Here is a 17,546-nt window from a genome sequence, read left to right on the forward strand (position 1 = left end):
GGACAGTCGACTCGCGGGAGGGGCGGGCATTGGGCACGGCACTCGGCACGATCGAGCGGATCTGGCGGTACCCCATCAAGTCCACCGGCGGTGAGCCGCTGGACGAGGCCGCCGTGGATGCCCGCGGCCTCGTCGGCGACCGGCTCTACGCGGTGCGGGACACGGAGGGCAAGTTCGGCTCGGGCAAGAACACCCGCCGGTTCCGGCGCATGCCGGGACTGTTGCGGCTGCGGTCCCGTTACCCCGGAGGAGCGGCAACGGCGGTGCCCGAACTGCTGGCCCCGGACGGCGAGCCGGTACCGGACCCGACCTCCTATGTGCGGCACTACCTGGACCGGGACGACGTCGAAGTGGCACGCGAGGGCACGATCTCGCACTTCGACCAGCTCCCCCTCAGCGTCCTGACCACCGCCACCCTCGACTGGGTCCGCGCGGCCGTCCCCGGCGTGCCGGTCGACGAGCGCCGGTTCCGTCCGAACCTGCTGGTGCGGACACCGCCGGGTACGCCTCCGTTCGTGGAGGACGCGTGGTTCGGCGGCACCGCCCGGATCGGCGGCGCCCTGTGCGTACGGTTCGAGCGCGCCAGCGAGCGATGCGTGATGACCAACGAGGCCCAGCAGGACCTGCCGCACTCCCCGCTGATCCTGCGAGCCATTGCGCAGGCACACGACATGCGGCTGGACGCCCTGGCCACGGTCGCCCAGCCGGGACGGGTACGCCTCGGGGACACCGTCGAGCTGATCTGAAGCCCCCGTCCGTCGTCACACTGGCGACCCGCACAACGCATCTACTAAATCCGTTGCGTGGAGGCGCTGTGGCAACGAATTCACGCACCACCTAGCAAAATGGCCATTGAATTCGTAGAATACCCACAGCGCTGGGTACCCGAAGTGAGAGCGGTGCGTCCTTGGCGTGGGCGCGCTGCCGTGAGGGCGCCCGGCCCCGCCGTCCCCCCTCGGAAGGGCCGTCATGACCTCCCCGTCGCCTGCCCGGAAGCTCCCGGAGACCGCGCGCACACGCCATCGACGGCTGCGCGAGCAGGGCAGTCTCGACCGCGATGCGCTCGATGCCGTGCTGGCTGCCGGGTTCCTCTGCCATGTCGGCGTGATGGTGGACGGCACGCCGCTGGTCGTGCCCACGGTCTACGGTTCGGACGGCACCACGCTGTACTTCCACGGGTCGGTTGCCAGTCGCAGCCTGGCCGCCTCGCCCGGGGCGAGCGTCTGCGTGACCGTGACGCATGTCGACGGGCTGGTGCTGGCCCGCTCGGTGTTCGAGCACGGGGTCAACTACCGCAGTGCGATGGTGTTCGGCACGCCCCGCCCGGTCACCGACCCGGACGAGAAGCTCGCCGGTCTGCGCTGTCTCACCGAACAGGCGACGCCGGGCCAGTGGGACTACGCCCGGCGCCCCAGCCGCAAGGAACTCGCCGCGACGGCGCTGCTCGCCCTCTCGCTCGACGAGGCATCCGTGAAGATCCGGACCGGACCGCCGGACGACGGGGACGGCGCGGACGCCGAACTCGGCCTGTGGGCGGGGGTCCTTCCGCTGCACACCTCCTGGGGCCCCCTGGAACCGGACCCCGCACTTCCCGCGGGCATCGAACCCCCTTCGCATCTCGCCGGCCGCGCCACGCCCCAGCCCCAGCCCCGATGACCGATTCCCAGCAGCCGATCCAGTGACCGACCGAAGCCGACGGGTCCGAAGGCGGTCTTGCCGGCCTTCGGACCCGTACGGACCTATCGGAGGCGGGGGGCCGATGTGCGGGTCGGCTCAGCCGAAGAGGTGGAGGTTCTCGTCGACCCAGTGGCGCAGGGTCAGCGGCGGCCTTCCGGTGATCTGCTCGACGGATTCGGAGATCTTCCAGTCCCAGGCGGCCGACTGGCGCTTGAGCTCCAGCAGGGCCTCGAGGCGGGGGCCGCCCCAGCCCAGCCGGTCGAATTCGGCCTGGGTCTCGGCCTCGGTGCGCTCGACGACCGTGACCTCCTGGCCGAGGGCCTCGCCGACGATCTCGGCCTGGCGGTGCGGGCTGAGCGCCGCACCGCCGGTGAGGGTGTAGGCCCGGCCTTCGTGGCCGGAGGTGGTGAGGACCTCGGCGGCCACGGAGGCGATGTCCCGCGGGTGGATCATTGCGGAGACCGGGTCGCCCTCGGTGACGTACATGGTCCGCTCCTTGCCGATGGTGCCGGCGTACCCGTAGAGGTTGGCCATGAAGGTGCCGGGGCGTAGCACGGTCCAGGCCAGGCCGGACTCCTGGATGACCTGTTCGCCCTGTCGGTGGCCGGAGGTCAGCGGGTCGGTGGCGCCGAAGCCGACGCCGCTGGTGGAGAGCTTGACCAGGTGCTCGACGCCGGCTTCGCGGGCGGCGGCGACGAGGGCGCGCTCCTGGACCGGGCCCTCGGGGCCGTAGCCCGGCGGGACGACGAAGACGCGGTCGACGCCGGCCAGGGCCGCGGGCAGCGTCCCTGGCTTGTCGAAGTCACCCGCGACCGCCTCGACGCCGTCGGGGAAGCCGGCCTTCTCGGGCGACCGGGTCATGGCTCGCACGGGGACGCCTGCGGCGGCGAGTCGGGTGACGAGTTCACTGCCGACATTGCCGGTGGCGCCGGTTACCAGAATCATGCGGGGATCTCCTTGGAAGAGGTGGCACGGGCGGAAGCCGTGCGGTGAGCCCACTCGTGGAGCGGACGGGTCAGGATGCGTCGCGGGCTGTGGAAGGCGAGTCGGCTGTGGCGTCGCCGCCGGACTGCTCGGACCCGGCGCCGCCGAGGCCGTGACCGCCCGCGAGCTTGACGTCCTTGAGCAGGAGCGCGATCACCAGTCCGACGAGGGCGATCGGAATGACCGCGTGGAAGACGGCACGGAGCGAGTCCGCGTAGACGTCGGCCAGTTCGAGACGGACGGCGTCGGAGAGGCGGCCGAGCACCTCGGGCGAGAGCGAGCCGTCGGCGTCGATGCGGACGGCCGCGTCGCCTCCGAAGTGCTCCTGGAGTCCGGTGTCGAGGCGGGAGGTCGTCAGGGCGGCGAAGAACGAGACACCGAGCCCGGTGCCGAGCTGCCGCAGGAGGGTGGCGGTGCCCTGGACGGCGCCGATGTCCTGCCTGCTCGCGGTGTTGCGGGCGGCCAGGCTCAGGGCCTGGGAGTTGAGGCCGGCGGCGATGCCGAAGAGCAGGACGTATCCGATGACGAGGGCGGTGCTCGTCCCGGGACCTGCGGTGGAGAACAGGACGGCGGCGACGGCGAACACCCCCATGCTGAGCACCGGGAACCATCGGTAGGAGCCGGTGTGTCCGATGACCTTGGCGCTGATCCAGGAGGTCAGCACGACGCCGAGCATCATGGCGGTGAGGAGGTAGCCGGAGTTCTCGACGTCGAGGCCGAGGACGGTCCGGAGCCACAGGGCCAGGTAGTTGATCAGGCCCAAGCCGACGAAACCGGCGAGGAAGCCGAGGGCGACGACGAGGGTGAAGGTCCGGTCGGTGAAGAGCCGCAGCGGGATGACGGGGTCCACCGCGCGGCGCTGCGACAGGATGAACAGCCCCACCGCGAGGACGGATCCCGCGGCGAGGCCCAGGATGACCGGCGAGTCCCAGCCGTACGTGACGCCGGCCCAGCCGGTGAACAGGTTCAGCGCGAGGATCGCGAGGACGAGGAGGAGGACACCGGCGTAGTCGATGTGGGCCTTCGTGGGCCGGGCGGCCGGCAGGCGCAGCGTCGCGGCGACGATGACCAGGACCGCGGCGCCGACAGGCAGGTTGACCAGGAAGACCCAGCGCCAGCCGGCGAGGTCGGTCAGGATGCCGCCGAGGGTCGGGCCGGCGAGCGAGGCGGCGCCGAAGGTGAGGGAGAACCAGCCGTAGTAGCGGGCGCCCTCGCGCGGGGAGAACATCTCGCCGATCAGGGCGAGCACACAGATGAACAGGCCACCGCTGCCGATGCCCTGGACGATGCGGGCGGCGATGAGCTGAGTCATCGTCTGGGCGATGCCGCAGAGTGCGGACGCGGAGAGGAACACGACGGTGGCGGCCAGGAAGACGCGCTTGCGTCCGAACAGGTCGCCGAGCTTGCCGCAGACGGGGACGGCGGCGCTGCCGCCGATGAGGTATCCGGTGGTGACCCAGGCGAACCGGTCGAGCCCGCCGAGGTCGCTCACCATCTGCGGCAGTGCGGTGGCGACGATCTGGGAGTCGAGCAGGGAGAGGAAGACCGCCGCCATGAGGGTCAGGACCAGCGCGTGGGTCCTGACGGACGGATCTGGTGCGGTGGCAGCGTCGAGGGCAGGTCGGGGTGAACGGGAAGCCACGAGGAATCCTTGTCATCGACGAGCGATGCCGTGGTGCGGGGCATCGCCCGGTAGGGGAGTACGCAGAACGAACTCGACGAAGAACGCTGCCTGTTATGAGCAGCGGAGAAGGGGTGGTCGGATCTCGTCCGACTCCGGCCTTGGAAGGCCCTCTCAACCGTTGATCAGTCGTCAGCAGAGCTGCTGATCACGGTTCTTCTGTGTTCGTTGTGCCTCTCGCCACTCCCTCTGTTCGATGACGGATGACCAGGACCATAGCCGCAGGGCCACGAACACGGCAACCAGGTTTTTTTCCGGGCACACGGGCCGGCACGAGCGCACGTCATCCGCTCGCCGACCGCCTGTGCCCCCTCACCCTTCGCGTCGGTCCTCTAGCGTGGCGGGATGGACGAGACAGGGGCGGCGGGGTCGCCGCCGGGACCTGACGACAGTGCCTTTCCCGCCTTTCACGCGGGGCGGTGCGGCGGGCTCGCGGAGCTCGACGCGCAGGTGGCCGGGTGCCGGGCCTGTCCCCGGCTGGTGGAATGGCGCGAGGAGGTCGCCGCGCATCCGCGTGCGGCGTTCCGGGACCAGGAGTACTGGGCGCGTCCCGTCCCGGGGTTCGGGCCGTCGGATGCGACGCTGGCCATCGTCGGGCTGGCACCCGCCGCGCACGGCGGCAATCGCACCGGCCGGATGTTCACCGGGGACGCCTCCGGTGACTTCCTGTTCGCCGCCCTCCATGCGGTCGGACTCGCCTCGCAGCCCACCGCGACGCACCGGGGCGACGGGCTGGAGCTGTACGGAGTGCGGGTCACCGCACCGGTCCACTGTGCTCCGCCGGAGAACAGGCCCACACCCGCCGAACGGCAGACCTGCCGGCCATGGCTGTCGGCGGAGCTCGAACTTCTCGGCCCCACCCTGCGCACGGTCGTGGCGCTGGGCGCCTTCGGCTGGCAGGCGCTGCTGCCCGTACTGGGCGAGGCAGGGTGGCCGCTCCCCCGGCCCCGCCCCGCGTTCGGCCACGGCGTACGGCTGACCCTGCCCGCCACCGGGCGGCGGCGGGAACTCCAGGTGCTCGGGAGCTACCACCCCAGCCAGCGCAATACGTTCACCGGCCGGCTCACCTTCGACATGCTCGTCGAGCTGCTGGCACGCGCCGCCGCACTCGCGGGGCCGTCCGGTCCAGGAGACTGACGCCCCGGGGGGCACCAGGGTGACGCCGCCATGCGGCGCCGGACGCCGCCTTCTATCCTGAGAACCAAGACGGCTGCGCAGACCGGTTGGTTACGGGTTTACCGCCGAGGAGTGCTCGTGCGCCATCACCTGGCGGACCACGCCGAGGAGGCCGCCCAGGGCGGCACCTTCTCCCACCGGGACCGGGCAGTCATCTGTGCTGCCGCGCTGTCCATGCTCATCGTGCAGATGGACTGGTTCGCGCTCGATCTGATGCTCCCGGTCATCGCCCGGGACTTCCACACCACGTCGACCAACCTCCAGTGGCTGGTCAGCGGCTACATGGTGGCGATCGGCGCATTGATGATCGTCGGTGGCCGGGCCGCCGATCTGCACGGGCGGCGACGGGTCATCGTGATCGGGCTGATGGTGTTCGCCGGCCTGTCCGTGGTGTGCAGCGCCGCGCAGAACGCGCCCTGGCTCATTGCCGCCCGGATCGTGCAGGGCGTCGGCGCGGCCTTGATCTTTCCCGTTTCCGTGGCGGTGGTGACCAGTTACTTCCGTGACGACCGGCAGGGGCGGGCGGTCAGTACGGTGCTGGCGTTCAGCGCCGTCGGCACCGCGCTGGGGCCCTTCGTGGGCGGTGTCTTCGCCGAACACGTCAGCTGGCGTGCGGTGTTCCTGCTGAATGTGCCGGTGTGTCTGGCCGCCGCGCTGCTGGTGCTGCGCTTTGTGCCGGAGACCCGCGACGAGCGGGCGACCCGCCGTCTCGACCTGCCCGGTGCGGCGACCGTCGCCCTCGGCCTGAGCTGCCTGATGCTCGCGGTCGACCAGGGGCAGGGCTGGGGGTGGGCCTCCGCGCCCACTCTGGCCGCCGTCGCGGTCGGGGTCGCCTCCCTCGTGCTGTTCGTGGTGGTGGAACGGCGCACGCCGGAGCCGTTGATCGATCTGTCGCTCTTCCGCAATGTGAAGTTCGATGTGATCACCCTCGCGGGTTCGCTCTCCAATGTGGTCTATTGCCTGATCGCGGTGCTCTCGGCGCTCTATCTGCAACAGGCGCGGGGGCTGTCGCCGTTCCACGCCGGGGTGATCTTCCTGGCGCTGTCCTGCGGGGTCGGCGCGGCCAGCTACGGGGCCGGCCGGCTGGCCCTGCGGTGGCGTGCCGAGCGGCTGATGGCCTGCGGCATGCTCACCAGCGGTGCGGGGCTGCTGGTGCTGACCTGGGTACAGCCCTTGGGCTGGTACGCGGTGGTCTTCGCGGTCTGCGGGGTGGGCATCGGGCTGGGGTGGGCGCTGACGAACGTGGCCACCCAGGCGCATGTCCCTGCGGAGCGGACGGGTGCGGCGTCGGGCGTGGTGCTGACCTCGCTGGTGCTGTTCGGTGCGGTGAGCGTGGCCGTCGCGGCGACGGTGCTGGAGGTCATCAGCGGTTCCCCGTCGACCGCGGCCGCCGACGGGCCCGCCATCGAGTCCGTCCTGCGCGGTACGTCCGTGCTGGCCTTCCTCGGCGCCTTCGGTCTGCTCGCGGTCAGCGCGCCGCGGCTGCGTGCGCGCGGTGGTGCCACGCTCTCCGGCTGAAGGACGCCGTGGAGGGCCACCGGGGGCGCCCGGTCCGGGGCCGTGATGTCGCGCGTCACCGCGCGCCGTACACCGGCTGTGGGGTCCCGGCGGCGGCCAGCAGCTCGCGGGCGGCCTTGCCCGCCTCGGCCGGTGTCCAGCGGCTCTTCCGGTCCGCGGTGGGGCCGGGGCGCCACCCCTCCATCACGGTGATCCGGCCCGCCTCGGCCTCGAAGACCCGGCCGGTGACCCCGGCGCTGTCGGCCGAGGACAGCCAGACCACCAGCGGGGAGACGTTCTCCGGGGCCATCGCGTCGAACTCCCCCTCGGCGGGCGCCGCCATCGTCCCGGCGAAGGTCTGCTCGGTCATACGGGTACGGGCGGCCGGTGCGAGGGCGTTGGCCTGCACGCCGTAGCGGGCCAGTTCGGCGGCGGCGACGAGGGTGAGGCCGATGATGCCGGCCTTGGCGGCGGAGTAGTTGCCCTGGCCGACGCTGCCGAGCAGCCCGGCGCCCGAACTGGTGTTGACGATCCGGGCGTCGGGCCTGCGGCCGGCCTTGGCCTCGGCCCGCCAGTGCGCCGCGGCGTGCCGCAGCGGCAGGAAGTGGCCCTTGAGATGGACGCGGATGACGGCGTCCCAGTCGTCCTCGTCGAGGTTGACCAGCATCCGGTCGCGCAGGAATCCGGCGTTGTTGACGAGGGTGTCGAGGCGCCCGAAGGCTTCCAGGGCGGTGGCGACGAGCGAGGCCGCGCCGTCGGTGGTGGTGATGTCGCCGGTGTGGGCGACGGCCCGGCCGCCGCGGGCCCGGATCTCGTCGGCGACCTGCTGGGCCGGACCGGCCGAGGAACCGGCGCCGTCCGGAGCCACCCCGAGGTCGTTCACCACGACCTGGGCGCCTTCGGCGGCGAGGGCCAGGGCGTGGGCGCGGCCGAGGCCACGGCCGGCCCCGGTGACGGCGGCCACGCGTCCCGTGCAGATCCCCGTGCCGGTCATGTCCGTGCTCCTTTTCCGGTCATGTCAGGTGTCCTTCGTGGTGTCGGGCGCGGTGGGGTGGTTGACGGTGGCGGCGTCGAGGAAGGCGGGGCGCTCCCCGCCGCCGTGGACGAGCAGACTCGCGCCGGTCAGATACGCGGCGCGGTCGGAGGCGAGGAAGACGCAGGCGTCGCCGATCTCGGCGGGTTCGGCGAGCCGGCCGAGCGGGACGGTGGCGCCGACGGCCGCGATTCCCGCCTCGTCGCCGTAGTGCAGGGCGGCGAGTTCGGTGCGCACCATGCCGAGGACGAGGGTGTTGACCCGTACCTTCGGGGCCCATTCGACGGCCATGGAGCGGGCGAGGTGGTCCAGGCCGGCCTTGGCGGCGCCGTAGGCGGCGGTGCCGGGCGAGGGGCGGGTGCCGCTGACGCTGCCGATCATGAGGACCGACCCGCCGCCCGGCCGGTCCCGCATCACCTCGTACGCGGCGAGCGAGGCGGTCAGCGGCGCGAGGAGGTTGAGTTCGACGACCCGGGCGTGCCGCGTGGCGTCGGCCTCCCCCAGCAGCCGGTAGGGCGTGCCTCCCGCGTTGTTGACCAGACAGTCCAGCCGGCCGTATTCGGAGGCGAGTCGGGCGAAGAAGGCGGGTACGGCGGCCGCGTCGCGCAGGTCGAGGGCGCGGAAGTGCGCCTGGCGGCCGGCCGCCGTGACCGGGGCGTCCGGTGGCCGTCGCGCGCAGACCACGACCTCCGCTCCGGCCTGGAGGAAGGCGCGGGCGATGCCGGCGCCGACACCCCGGGTGCCGCCGGTGACGACGGCCAGCCGTCCGGACAGATCGAGAGCCAGGCTCAACGGGCACCCCTCCCGCAGCGCGGCATCCGCTGCTAACTTCGCTACCTAACAAACGCTTGGTGGAAAGGTAGCTGATCTGCTCATGGGTGTCTCCACCTCCGAGCCGGACCAGGGCATCGCCGTCGTCACCGCCGACTTCCCTCCGGTCAACGCCCTTCCCGTACAGGGCTGGTACGACCTGGCCGCGGCCGTGCGCGCGGCCGGCCGTGACCCCGCCGTCCGCTGCGTCGTGCTCACCGCGGAGGGCCGCGGCTTCAACGCGGGGGTCGACATCAAGGAGATGCAGCGGGACACCGCATCCGGCGGGCACGGTGCCCTGATCGGCGCCAACCGCGGCTGCGCCGAGGCGTTTGCGGCGGTCTACGAGTGCGAGGTCCCCGTCGTCGCGGCGGTGCACGGCTTCTGTCTGGGCGGTGGCATCGGCCTCGTCGGGAACGCGGATGCCATCGTGGCCAGCGACGACGCCACCTTCGGGCTCCCGGAGCTGGACCGCGGCGCGCTCGGCGCGGCCACCCATCTGGCCCGGCTCGTCCCGCAGCACCTGATGCGCGCGCTCTACTACACCTCACGGACCGCCACCGCCGCCGAACTCCACGCCCACGGCTCCGTCTGGAAGGTCGTCCCGCGCGCCGCACTGCACGAGGCGGCACGGGACTTGGCGCGGGAGATCGCGCAGAAGGACGGCTTTCTCCTCCGTCTGGCCAAGGCCGCCCTCAACGGCATCGACCCCGTCGACGTACGGCGCAGCTACCGCTTCGAGCAGGGCTTCACCTTCGAGGCGAACCTCAGCGGAGTCGCCGACCGCGTCCGCGACACCTTCGGCGCGCCGGGCGGCACACCGACGAAAGGGGCCTGACCCGTGACCGACAAGACCATGACGCCCGAGGACGTCGTCTCCCGGCTGCGCAGCGGTATGACCCTCGGCATCGGCGGCTGGGGCTCCCGCCGGAAGCCGATGGCGCTGGTGCGGGCGCTGCTGCGCTCCGATGTCACCGATCTGACCGTGGTCTCGTACGGCGGTCCCGATGTCGGTCTGCTCGCCGCCGCGGGCCGGATCCGCAGACTCGTCGCGGCGTTCGCGACCCTCGATTCGATCCCCCTCGAACCGCATTTCCGCGCGGCCCGTCAGCGCGGCGCGTTCGAGCTGATGGAGATCGACGAGGCGATGTTCATGTGGGGCCTGCACGCCGCCGCCAACCGGCTGCCGTTCCTGCCCGTACGGTCCGGCCTCGGCTCGGACGTGATGCGCGTCAACCCCGGCCTGAAGACCGTCACGTCGCCCTACGAGGACGGCGAGACCTTCGTCGCGATGCCGGCCCTGCGCATGGACGCGGCGCTGGTCCACCTGCACCGTGCCGACCGGCGCGGAAACGGCCAGTACCTGGGCCCCGACCCGTACTTCGACGACCTGTTCTGCGAGGCCGCGGACGAGGCGTATGTCTCCTGCGAGCGGCTCGTGGACGACTTCGCCGGGGCCGTCCCGCAGACCCTGCTGGTCAAGCGGCACGCGGTCACCGGCGTCGTCGAGACCCCGAACGGCGCGCACTTCACCTCCTGCGTCCCGGACTACGGCCGCGACGAGCCCTTCCAGAAGCTCTACGCGACCACGCCCTGGCCGCAGTTCGCCGAACGGTTCCTGTCCGGGGACGAGAAGGCGTACCAGTCCGCAGTCCAGACCTGGCACGAGGAGCAGCAGTGAGCGCCACCACCACGACGACCCGTGCCGAGTACTGCGCGATCGCCTGCGCCGACGCCTGGCGCGACAACGGCGAGGTGCTCGCGAGCCCGATGGGCCTGATCCCGTCGATCGGCGCCCGGCTCGCCCAGCGCACCTTCTCCCCCGATCTGCTCCTCACCGACGGTGAGGCGATGATCGTCGGCCTCGACGGGGCGGCCGAGGGCTGGCTGCCCTACCGTCAGCACCTCGCCATGGTCTCCGGCGGCCGGCGCCATGTGATGATGGGCGCAAGCCAGCTCGACCGCTTCGGCAACCAGAACATCTCCTGCATCGGCGACTGGCAGCGGCCCGCCCGCCAGCTCCTCGGCGTCCGCGGCGCACCGGTCAACACCCTCAACAATCCGGTGAGTTACTGGGTGCCGAAGCACTCGAAGCGGGTCTTCGTCGAGAAAGTCGACATGATCAGCGGGGTCGGGTACGACAGCGCGGCCGCCGCCGGACCGTCCGCGACCCGCTACCACCGCATCCCCCGCGTCGTCTCCGACCTGGGCGTCTTCGACTTCGCGACCCCGAACCGCACCATGCGGCTGGCCTCCGTACATCCCGGGGTCACGGTCGGGGAGGTCCAGGAGGCCACCGGGTTCGCGCTGGCACTGCCCGACGAGGTGCCCCCCACCCGGGAGCCCACTTCGGACGAACTGCGGCTGATCCGTACCGTCCTCGACCCGGAGGGGCGCCGCGAGCGCGAGGTGCCGACGCCATGACGGACGTCCGGATCGAGACACCGCTGACGAAGCTCGTCGGGGTGCGCCACCCGCTCGTACAGACCGGCATGGGATGGGTGGCGGGGCCCCGGCTGGTCTCGGCGGCGGCCAACGCGGGCGCACTCGGGATTCTCGCCTCGGCCACGATGACCGTCGGGCAGCTGCGCGCGGCGGTCCGCGAAGTCGCGTCCCGTACGGATGCGCCCTTCGGGGTCAACCTGCGGGCGGACGCGGCGGACGCGGGCGAGCGGGTGCGTCTGCTGGTGGAGGAGGGCGTACGGGTCGCCTCGTTCGCCCTGGCCCCCTCGCGTGAGCTGATCGCCCGGCTGAAGGACGCGGGCGTCGTCGTCATCCCGTCCGTCGGTGCCCGCCGCCATGCCGAGAAGGTCGCCGCCTGGGGCGCGGACGCGGTCGTCGTCCAGGGCGGGGAGGGCGGCGGCCACACCGGGAGCGTCGCCACGACCGTGCTGCTACCGCAGGTCGTGGACGCGGTCGACATCCCGGTGATCGCGGCGGGCGGCTTCTTCGACGGCCGGGGCCTGGTCGCGGCGCTCGCCTACGGCGCGGCCGGTGTCGCCATGGGGACCCGCTTTCTGCTGACGTCGGACAGCACCGTGCCGCAGGCCGTGCAGGACCGCTATCTGGCGGCGGCCGCCAAGGACATCACCGTCACCACCAAGGTCGACGGGCTGCCGCACCGGATGCTGCGCAGCGAGCTGGTCGAGGCGCTGGAGCGGTCCGGGCGCGCCACCGCGCTGCTCCAGGCGGTCCGCCGGGCCGCGTCGTTCAGGAAGCTGTCCGGCCTGAGCTGGGCGCAGATGGTCCGTGACGGCCTGGCGATGAAACACGGCAGGGAGCTCTCCTGGAGCCAGGTCCTGCTGGCCGCGAACACCCCGATGCTGCTGAAGGCGTCGATGGTCGACGGCCGTACCGATCTGGGGGTGATGGCCTCCGGCCAGGTCGCCGGGGTGATCGAGGATCTGCCGTCCTGCGCGGAACTCGTCGACCGGCTCATGACCGAGGCGCGCGCGACACTGGCCGCGCTGCCGGTCCCGCCTGCCTGATGAGGAATCAGAGTCGTTCGATGATGGTGACGTTGGCCTGGCCGCCGCCCTCGCACATGGTCTGGAGCCCGAACCGGCCGCCGGTGCGCTCCAGTTCGTGCAGCAGCGTCGTCATCAGCCGGACACCGGTCGCGCCGAGCGGATGGCCGAGGGCGATCGCGCCGCCGTTGACGTTGACCCGCTCGGGGTCGGCGCCGGTCTCCTTCAGCCAGGCCAGCACCACGGGCGCGAACGCCTCGTTGATCTCGACCAGATCGATGGCGTCGATCGGCAGGCCCGCCTTCTTCAGCGCATACGCCGTCGCCGGGATCGGGGCGGACAGCATCCGGATCGGGTCCTCGCCGCGCACCGACAGATGGTGGATACGGGCCCGCGGAGTGAGGCCGTGCTCGGCCACCGCCCGCTCGGAGGCGAGGAGCATGGCGGCGGCGCCGTCGGAGACCTGCGAGGAGACCGCCGCGGTCAGCAGGCCGCCCTCGACGACCGGCCGCAGCCCGGCCATCTTCTCCAACGAGGTGGTGCGGCGCGGCCCTTCGTCGGCGGTGACCTCACCGAAGGGGACGGTCTCACGGTCGAAGCGGCCCTCGTCGAGGGCGCGGACGGCCCGTTGGTGCGAGCGGAGCGCGAACTCCTCCATGTCCGCACGGGAGATGTGCCACTTGGCGGCGATGAGCTCGGCGCCGTGGAACTGGTTGACGGGCGCCTCGCCGTAGCGGGCCCGCCAGCCCGCGGACCCGGCGAACGGGCCCTCGGTCAGCCCCAGCGGAGCGGCGGCCTGCCGGCTGGCGAAGGCGATCGGGATCTGCGACATGTTCTGCACCCCGCCCGCGACGACCAGGTCCTGGGTACCGGAGAGCACCCCCTGCGCCGCGAAGTGCACGGCCTGCTGCGAGGAGCCGCACTGGCGGTCGACGGTGACGCCGGGCACCTCTTCGGGCAGTCCGGCGGCCAGCCAGCACGTCCGGGCGATGTCCCCGGCCTGCGGTCCCACGGTGTCCAGGCAGCCGAAGACGACATCCTCGACGGCGGCCGGATCGGCCCCGCTGCGCGCCATCAGCGCCGTCAGCACATGAGCGCCCAGGTCGGCGGGGTGGACGGCCGACAGCCCGCCGCCCTTCTTGCCCACCGGGGTGCGGACCGCGTCGACGATATAGGCCTCGGACATGGTGGTCTCCTTGGTCAGATTCTGCGGAGGTGACGGCCGGTTCCGCAAGGCGGTGCGGGGCGGCGCGGTCGACGGGCGCCGGCGGGCGCCCTCCCCGGGGCGGTGCGGCACACGGCCCGGCGCGCCCGTCGCGCCTCACGCATGCTGGGAGCTGACGGACACCGTTTCCCCGGTCATGTACGAGGAGTAGTCGCCGGCCAGGAAGACGATGACATTGGCGACTTCCCATGGTTCGGCGTAGCGGCCGAACGCCTCCCGCTCGGTGAGCTCCGCCAGCAGCTCGGGCGTGGTCACCTTCGCCAGGTGCGGGTGCATCGCGAGGCTGGGGGCGACCCCGTTGATCCGCACGCCGTACTCGGCGGCCTCCATGGCCGCGCACCGGGTCAGCGCCATCACCCCGGCCTTGGCCGCGGCGTAGTGGGCCTGGCCGCGCTGGGCACGCCAGCCGACCACCGAGGCATTGTTGACGATCACGCCGCCGCTGCCGGTGTCCTTCATCCGGCGCAGGGCGGCCCGGGTGCAGCGGAAGGTGCCGTTCAGGGTCACATCGAGGACCTTGCCCCACTGTGCGTCGGTCATCTCGACGAGGTCGGCGGTGCCGCCGAGCCCGGCGTTGTTGACCACGATGTCGAGGCGCCCATGGCGTTCCTCGGCGCTCGCCAGCAGGGCGTCGACCTGGTCCTCGTCGGTGACATCGCAGGGCAGGGACGCGACCTTGGCGGCGCCGAACTCCGCCGCGAGCGCCTCGGCGGTCTCCTTCAGCCGGCGCGTATGGGCGTCGCCGAGGACGACACGGGCGCCTTCCTCCAGGAATCTGCGGGCGGTGGCGCCGCCGATGCCGGCTCCGGCGGCCGCGGTGATGACGGCGGTCCGGCCGTCGAGCAGGTGATGGCCGGGCACGTAGGGGGGCGGTGTCATCCGTGGGCCTCCTCTTCCCGCAGCCGGCTGCGGATCGGGGTCCGAAGGCGCTCGGCGGTGGCGGAGGCCTCGACGCTGCTCGTGCCGGTACGTTAATCTACCAAACACTTGTTAGGGAAGGAGGGCGGATGCCCGCTGCCCACGACGACGCGCCCGTGCACGCCGAACGGGCGGGGCCGGTCGCGACCGCCACCCGAGAGGCGGGGGCCTGATGGACCTCGAAGTCGGCGCCGCGGACGAGGAGTTCCGCACCGAGGCCCGCGACTGGCTCGCCCGGCACGTACCGGCCGAACCGCTGCCGTCGCTGGAGACCGCGGAGGGGTTCGCCGCCCACCGGGAGTGGGAGCACCGGCTCTCCGCGGACCGCTGGTCGGTCGTCTCCTGGCCCGAGGAGTACGGCGGCAGGGGTGCCTCGCTCCTCCAGTGGCTGCTCTTCGAGGAGGAGTACTACGCCGCGGGCGCCCCCGGACGGGTCGGCCAGAACGGCATCAACCTCCTCGCCCCCACCCTCTTCGAGCACGGCACCGACGCCCAACGCGCCCGCATCCTCGGCCCCATGGCCCGCGGCGAGGTCATCTGGGCGCAGGCCTGGTCGGAGCCGGAGGCGGGATCGGATCTGGCGTCGCTGCGCTCGACCGCCGTACGGACCGACGGCGGCTGGCTGCTGAACGGGCAGAAGACCTGGTCGTCCCGGGCCGCCTTCGCTGATCGTGCCTTCGGGCTCTTCCGCAGCGACCCGGACACCGCCCGGCCGCACCAGGGGCTCAGCTATCTGATGTTCCCGCTGGACGCACCAGGCGTGACGGTACGCCCCCTCGGCCGCCTGGACGGCAAGCCGGCCTTCGCCGAGCTCTTCCTCGACGACGTCTTCGTGCCGGATGCGGACGTCCTCGGGGAGCCGGGGCAGGGCTGGCGGGTCGCGATGAGCACCGCGGGCAACGAACGCGGCCTGACGCTGCGCAGTCCCGGCCGCTTCACCGCGGCCGCCGAGCGGCTGGCCGCACTGTGGCGCGAGGCTCCCGGGGCGGCGGACCCGGCCCTGGCCGCGCGGGTGGCCGACGCGCTGATCGGCGCCCGCGCGTACCAGCTGTTCACCTACGCCAACGCCTCCCGGCTCGCGGCCGGCGGGTCGATCGGCGCCGAGTCGAGCCTGAACAAGATCTTCTGGTCCGAGCTGGACATCGCCCTGCACGAGACCGCCCTGGACCTGCTCGGCCCGTACGGCATGCTCGCCGACGACGCCGACGAGGCACCCGCGCACGGGAGTTGGGCCGACGGGTACACCTTCTCGCTCGCCGGGCCGGTCTATGCCGGCACCAACGAGATCCAGCGCGACATCGTCGCCGAGCGGCTGCTCGGCCTGCCGAAGGGGCGCAGGTGATGCGGTTCCTCCTGACCGACGAGCAGCGGGAGTTCGCCCGCACGCTGGACGGCATGCTGGGGGCGTCCGGCACACCGGCCGTGGTGCGCGCCTGGGCGGCCGGGGAGCAGAAGCCGGGACGTGAGCTGTGGGCGCGGGTCGCGGCGGCGGACGTGTTCGCGCTCGCCGTTCCCGAGCGGCACCGGGGAATGGGTCCGCTGCCGGTCGAACTCGCCCTTTCCTTCGTGGAGTTGGGACGCCACGCGGTGCCGGGCCCGCTGGTGGAGACGGTGGCGGCGGCCGCGTTGCTGGAGCGTCTCGGCGAGGAGGCCGGGGCCGGGGTGTGGCTGCCGCGGATCGCCGCGGGCGACGCCCTGGTCAGCCTGTGCGCCGGAGCCCCCTACGCGCTGGACGCCGATGCCGCCGATGCCGTCCTCGTCGTCCAGGGCGACACGGTACGCCGTACGGACGCCCACGGTCCCGTGCAGCCCTCCCTCGATCCGGCCCGACGGCTGGCCCGGCCGCTCGGCGGCACTGTCCTGGCCAGCGGCCCCGCGGTGACCGCGGCCGCCGCGCACGCCGTCGATGTCGCACGGCTCGCCACCGCCGCGCAGTCCCTCGGCCTCGGCCGGGCCCTGCTCGCGGCGACGGTGGCCTACGCCGAACAACGCACCCAGTTCCAGGTGCCCATCGGCTCCTTCCAGGCGGTCAAGCACCGGCTGGCGGACACCCTCATCGGGCTGGAGTTCGCCCAGCCGCTGGTGTACGCGGCGGCCCTGGCGCTGGCGGCGGGCGCCCCGTCGGCGGGCCGGGAGGTGGCGGCGGCGAAGGTCGCGGCGGGCGAGGCCGGTTACGCCGCGGCGCGTACGGCACTGCAACTGCACGGCGCCCTCGGTTACACGGAGGAGCCGGCCCTCTCGCTGTGGATCCGCAAGGCCCGCCCGCTGCGGGACGCGTGGGGAACTCCGGCCGACTGCCGCGCCCGCGTCCTCGCCGGCTGACCGTGGACGTGTCGCCGCCGTCCGGCGTCTCGGACGACGGCCCCGCGTCCCCGCGTCACGGGCTCAGGAATCCACCGTCCCGCAGACCGAGTTGGCGTCCGGCCCACACCCCTACAGGTGCCTGCGGTCCCGCTCCTCCAGGTCGGCCAGCATGGCATCGGCCAGATCCCGCTCGGCGGTGTAGTAGCGCTCCGACCACTTCAGGACGAGCGAGGGGTAGGCCCAGGCCTCCTCGGCGTGGGCGCCCGCGACGTCCACCTCGGCGCGCTGCCGCATCGTCTCCGCGTACTCCCGGTGGCGGCCCAGCACTTCACGCATCCGGTCGGCCTCCAGCAGATGACCGAGCCACAGCCGCAGCATCACCCCGTGCTTGAGGACGGGAGGTTCCACCGGCGCCTCGCGCGCCCAGTGGCGGACCGCCGCCATCCCCTCGTCCGTGATCACATAGACCCGCTTGTCGCGGTTGCCGGTCTCCTGGGCGACCATCCGGGAGCTGACGTAACCGACCTTCTCCAGGCGCTTCAGTTCGCCGTAGATCTGGCTGAAGGACGGGCTCCAGTAGAAGAGGCGCAGCGACCCGTCCGACCATTTCTTCAGGTCGTAGCCGGAGAGCTCCTCACCGAAGGAGAGCAGGCCCAGCACCGCCCAACTGGTGGCCGGCAGCGCAGGCCGCTCCGCGTCTCCGGTGTTCACGGCGCCCGCCATCTTCTCCGTCACGTGCCGCAGTCTACGGTCCGCGTCCGCGCAGGCCCGCCG

Annotated in this window: 17 protein-coding genes; 10 read left to right on the top strand and 7 right to left on the bottom strand. The window is 72.5% G+C overall.

What is annotated here, in order from left to right; all coding sequences use genetic code 11:
- Nucleotides 1–29: 29 nt before the first annotated feature.
- Nucleotides 30–746, top strand: coding sequence for an MOSC domain-containing protein (locus M8I34_RS19310; protein ID WP_250050671.1), 717 nt, complete (start codon nucleotides 30–32; stop codon nucleotides 744–746).
- A 223-nt stretch (nucleotides 747–969) separates the two neighbouring features.
- Nucleotides 970–1,656: a pyridoxamine 5'-phosphate oxidase family protein gene (locus M8I34_RS19315; RefSeq protein ID WP_250050672.1), complete on the top strand. Its 687-nt coding sequence runs from the start codon at nucleotides 970–972 to the stop codon at nucleotides 1,654–1,656.
- Nucleotides 1,657–1,773: 117 nt separating this feature from the next.
- On the opposite strand, the gene M8I34_RS19320 is transcribed toward M8I34_RS19315, so the two are convergent.
- Together M8I34_RS19320 and M8I34_RS19325 are read right to left on the bottom strand one after the other, a co-directional pair.
- Nucleotides 1,774–2,622: an SDR family oxidoreductase gene (locus M8I34_RS19320; protein ID WP_250050673.1), complete on the bottom strand. Its 849-nt coding sequence runs from the start codon at nucleotides 2,620–2,622 to the stop codon at nucleotides 1,774–1,776.
- Nucleotides 2,623–2,692: 70 nt separating this feature from the next.
- The gene (locus tag M8I34_RS19325) at nucleotides 2,693–4,303 is read right to left on the bottom strand and encodes an MDR family MFS transporter (RefSeq protein ID WP_250050674.1); all 1,611 of its coding nucleotides are present in this window, start codon (nucleotides 4,301–4,303) and stop codon (nucleotides 2,693–2,695) included.
- 384 nt (nucleotides 4,304–4,687) lie between these two features.
- Between M8I34_RS19325 and M8I34_RS19330 the strand changes: the two genes are divergently transcribed.
- The gene (locus tag M8I34_RS19330; protein WP_250050675.1) at nucleotides 4,688–5,479 is read left to right on the top strand and encodes a uracil-DNA glycosylase; all 792 of its coding nucleotides are present in this window, start codon (nucleotides 4,688–4,690) and stop codon (nucleotides 5,477–5,479) included.
- A 117-nt stretch (nucleotides 5,480–5,596) separates the two neighbouring features.
- Nucleotides 5,597–7,036, top strand: a complete 1,440-nt coding sequence (locus tag M8I34_RS19335) for an MFS transporter (protein WP_250050676.1) — start codon at nucleotides 5,597–5,599, stop codon at nucleotides 7,034–7,036.
- Nucleotides 7,037–7,091: 55 nt separating this feature from the next.
- Here M8I34_RS19335 and M8I34_RS19340 read toward each other — a convergent pair whose 3' ends face one another.
- Together M8I34_RS19340 and M8I34_RS19345 are read right to left on the bottom strand one after the other, a co-directional pair.
- A complete protein-coding gene (locus tag M8I34_RS19340; protein ID WP_250050677.1) occupies nucleotides 7,092–8,009 on the bottom strand; it encodes an SDR family oxidoreductase in 918 nt (305 codons plus the stop codon).
- Between the two features lie 24 nt (nucleotides 8,010–8,033).
- Nucleotides 8,034–8,840, bottom strand: a complete 807-nt coding sequence (locus tag M8I34_RS19345) for an SDR family oxidoreductase (protein WP_250050678.1) — start codon at nucleotides 8,838–8,840, stop codon at nucleotides 8,034–8,036.
- A gap of 82 nt (nucleotides 8,841–8,922) precedes the next feature.
- Between M8I34_RS19345 and M8I34_RS19350 the strand changes: the two genes are divergently transcribed.
- Genes M8I34_RS19350 through M8I34_RS19365 form a run of 4 tightly spaced genes read left to right on the top strand, consistent with a single transcriptional unit; the run spans nucleotide 8,923 to nucleotide 12,346 of the window.
- Complete coding sequence (locus tag M8I34_RS19350) at nucleotides 8,923–9,696, top strand: enoyl-CoA hydratase family protein (protein ID WP_250050679.1); 774 nt, start codon at nucleotides 8,923–8,925, stop codon at nucleotides 9,694–9,696.
- Between the two features lie 3 nt (nucleotides 9,697–9,699).
- Complete coding sequence (locus M8I34_RS19355; RefSeq protein ID WP_250050680.1) at nucleotides 9,700–10,539, top strand: CoA transferase subunit A; 840 nt, start codon at nucleotides 9,700–9,702, stop codon at nucleotides 10,537–10,539.
- The gene (locus M8I34_RS19360; RefSeq protein WP_250050681.1) at nucleotides 10,536–11,282 is read left to right on the top strand and encodes a CoA-transferase; all 747 of its coding nucleotides are present in this window, start codon (nucleotides 10,536–10,538) and stop codon (nucleotides 11,280–11,282) included. Before M8I34_RS19355 ends, M8I34_RS19360 begins: the two co-directional genes overlap by 4 nt.
- Nucleotides 11,283–11,293: 11 nt before the next feature.
- The gene (locus tag M8I34_RS19365; protein ID WP_374210943.1) at nucleotides 11,294–12,346 is read left to right on the top strand and encodes an NAD(P)H-dependent flavin oxidoreductase; all 1,053 of its coding nucleotides are present in this window, start codon (nucleotides 11,294–11,296) and stop codon (nucleotides 12,344–12,346) included.
- A gap of 7 nt (nucleotides 12,347–12,353) precedes the next feature.
- Here M8I34_RS19365 and M8I34_RS19370 read toward each other — a convergent pair whose 3' ends face one another.
- Nucleotides 12,354–13,511, bottom strand: coding sequence for an acetyl-CoA C-acetyltransferase (locus M8I34_RS19370; RefSeq protein WP_250050683.1), 1,158 nt, complete (start codon nucleotides 13,509–13,511; stop codon nucleotides 12,354–12,356).
- 135 nt (nucleotides 13,512–13,646) lie between these two features.
- On the bottom strand, nucleotides 13,647–14,429 hold the full coding sequence (locus M8I34_RS19375) for an SDR family oxidoreductase (protein WP_250050684.1): 783 nt from the start codon (nucleotides 14,427–14,429) through the stop codon (nucleotides 13,647–13,649).
- A 211-nt stretch (nucleotides 14,430–14,640) separates the two neighbouring features.
- Between M8I34_RS19375 and M8I34_RS19380 the strand changes: the two genes are divergently transcribed.
- The gene (locus M8I34_RS19380) at nucleotides 14,641–15,810 is read left to right on the top strand and encodes an acyl-CoA dehydrogenase family protein (RefSeq protein WP_250050685.1); all 1,170 of its coding nucleotides are present in this window, start codon (nucleotides 14,641–14,643) and stop codon (nucleotides 15,808–15,810) included.
- Nucleotides 15,810–16,790, top strand: coding sequence for an acyl-CoA dehydrogenase family protein (locus M8I34_RS19385; protein WP_250050686.1), 981 nt, complete (start codon nucleotides 15,810–15,812; stop codon nucleotides 16,788–16,790). The genes M8I34_RS19380 and M8I34_RS19385 overlap by 1 nt, the downstream gene beginning before the upstream one ends.
- 111 nt (nucleotides 16,791–16,901) lie before the next feature.
- Here M8I34_RS19385 and M8I34_RS19390 read toward each other — a convergent pair whose 3' ends face one another.
- Nucleotides 16,902–17,495: a PadR family transcriptional regulator gene (locus tag M8I34_RS19390; RefSeq protein WP_250050715.1), complete on the bottom strand. Its 594-nt coding sequence runs from the start codon at nucleotides 17,493–17,495 to the stop codon at nucleotides 16,902–16,904.
- Nucleotides 17,496–17,546 lie beyond the last annotated feature (51 nt).

Origin of the sequence: Streptomyces sp. MCA2, from assembly GCF_023544705.1 — a bacterium.
In the GTDB taxonomy this organism is placed as follows: Bacteria; Actinomycetota; Actinomycetes; order Streptomycetales; family Streptomycetaceae; genus Streptomyces; species Streptomyces decoyicus.

Bases quoted from the DNA above. Each gene is read 5' to 3' on its own strand.
- M8I34_RS19330 (WP_250050675.1), top strand. From the start codon at position 4,688: ATGGACGAGACAGGGGCGGCGGGGTCGCCGCCGGGACCTGACGACAGT.
- M8I34_RS19375 (WP_250050684.1), bottom strand. From the start codon at position 14,429: ATGACACCGCCCCCCTACGTGCCCGGCCATCACCTGCTCGACGGCCGG.
- M8I34_RS19385 (WP_250050686.1), top strand. From the start codon at position 15,810: ATGCGGTTCCTCCTGACCGACGAGCAGCGGGAGTTCGCCCGCACGCTG.
- M8I34_RS19320 (WP_250050673.1), bottom strand. From the start codon at position 2,622: ATGATTCTGGTAACCGGCGCCACCGGCAATGTCGGCAGTGAACTCGTC.
- M8I34_RS19315 (WP_250050672.1), top strand. From the start codon at position 970: ATGACCTCCCCGTCGCCTGCCCGGAAGCTCCCGGAGACCGCGCGCACA.
- M8I34_RS19350 (WP_250050679.1), top strand. From the start codon at position 8,923: ATGGGTGTCTCCACCTCCGAGCCGGACCAGGGCATCGCCGTCGTCACC.
- M8I34_RS19340 (WP_250050677.1), bottom strand. From the start codon at position 8,009: ATGACCGGCACGGGGATCTGCACGGGACGCGTGGCCGCCGTCACCGGG.
- M8I34_RS19370 (WP_250050683.1), bottom strand. From the start codon at position 13,511: ATGTCCGAGGCCTATATCGTCGACGCGGTCCGCACCCCGGTGGGCAAG.
- M8I34_RS19390 (WP_250050715.1), bottom strand. From the start codon at position 17,495: ATGGCGGGCGCCGTGAACACCGGAGACGCGGAGCGGCCTGCGCTGCCG.
- M8I34_RS19380 (WP_250050685.1), top strand. From the start codon at position 14,641: ATGGACCTCGAAGTCGGCGCCGCGGACGAGGAGTTCCGCACCGAGGCC.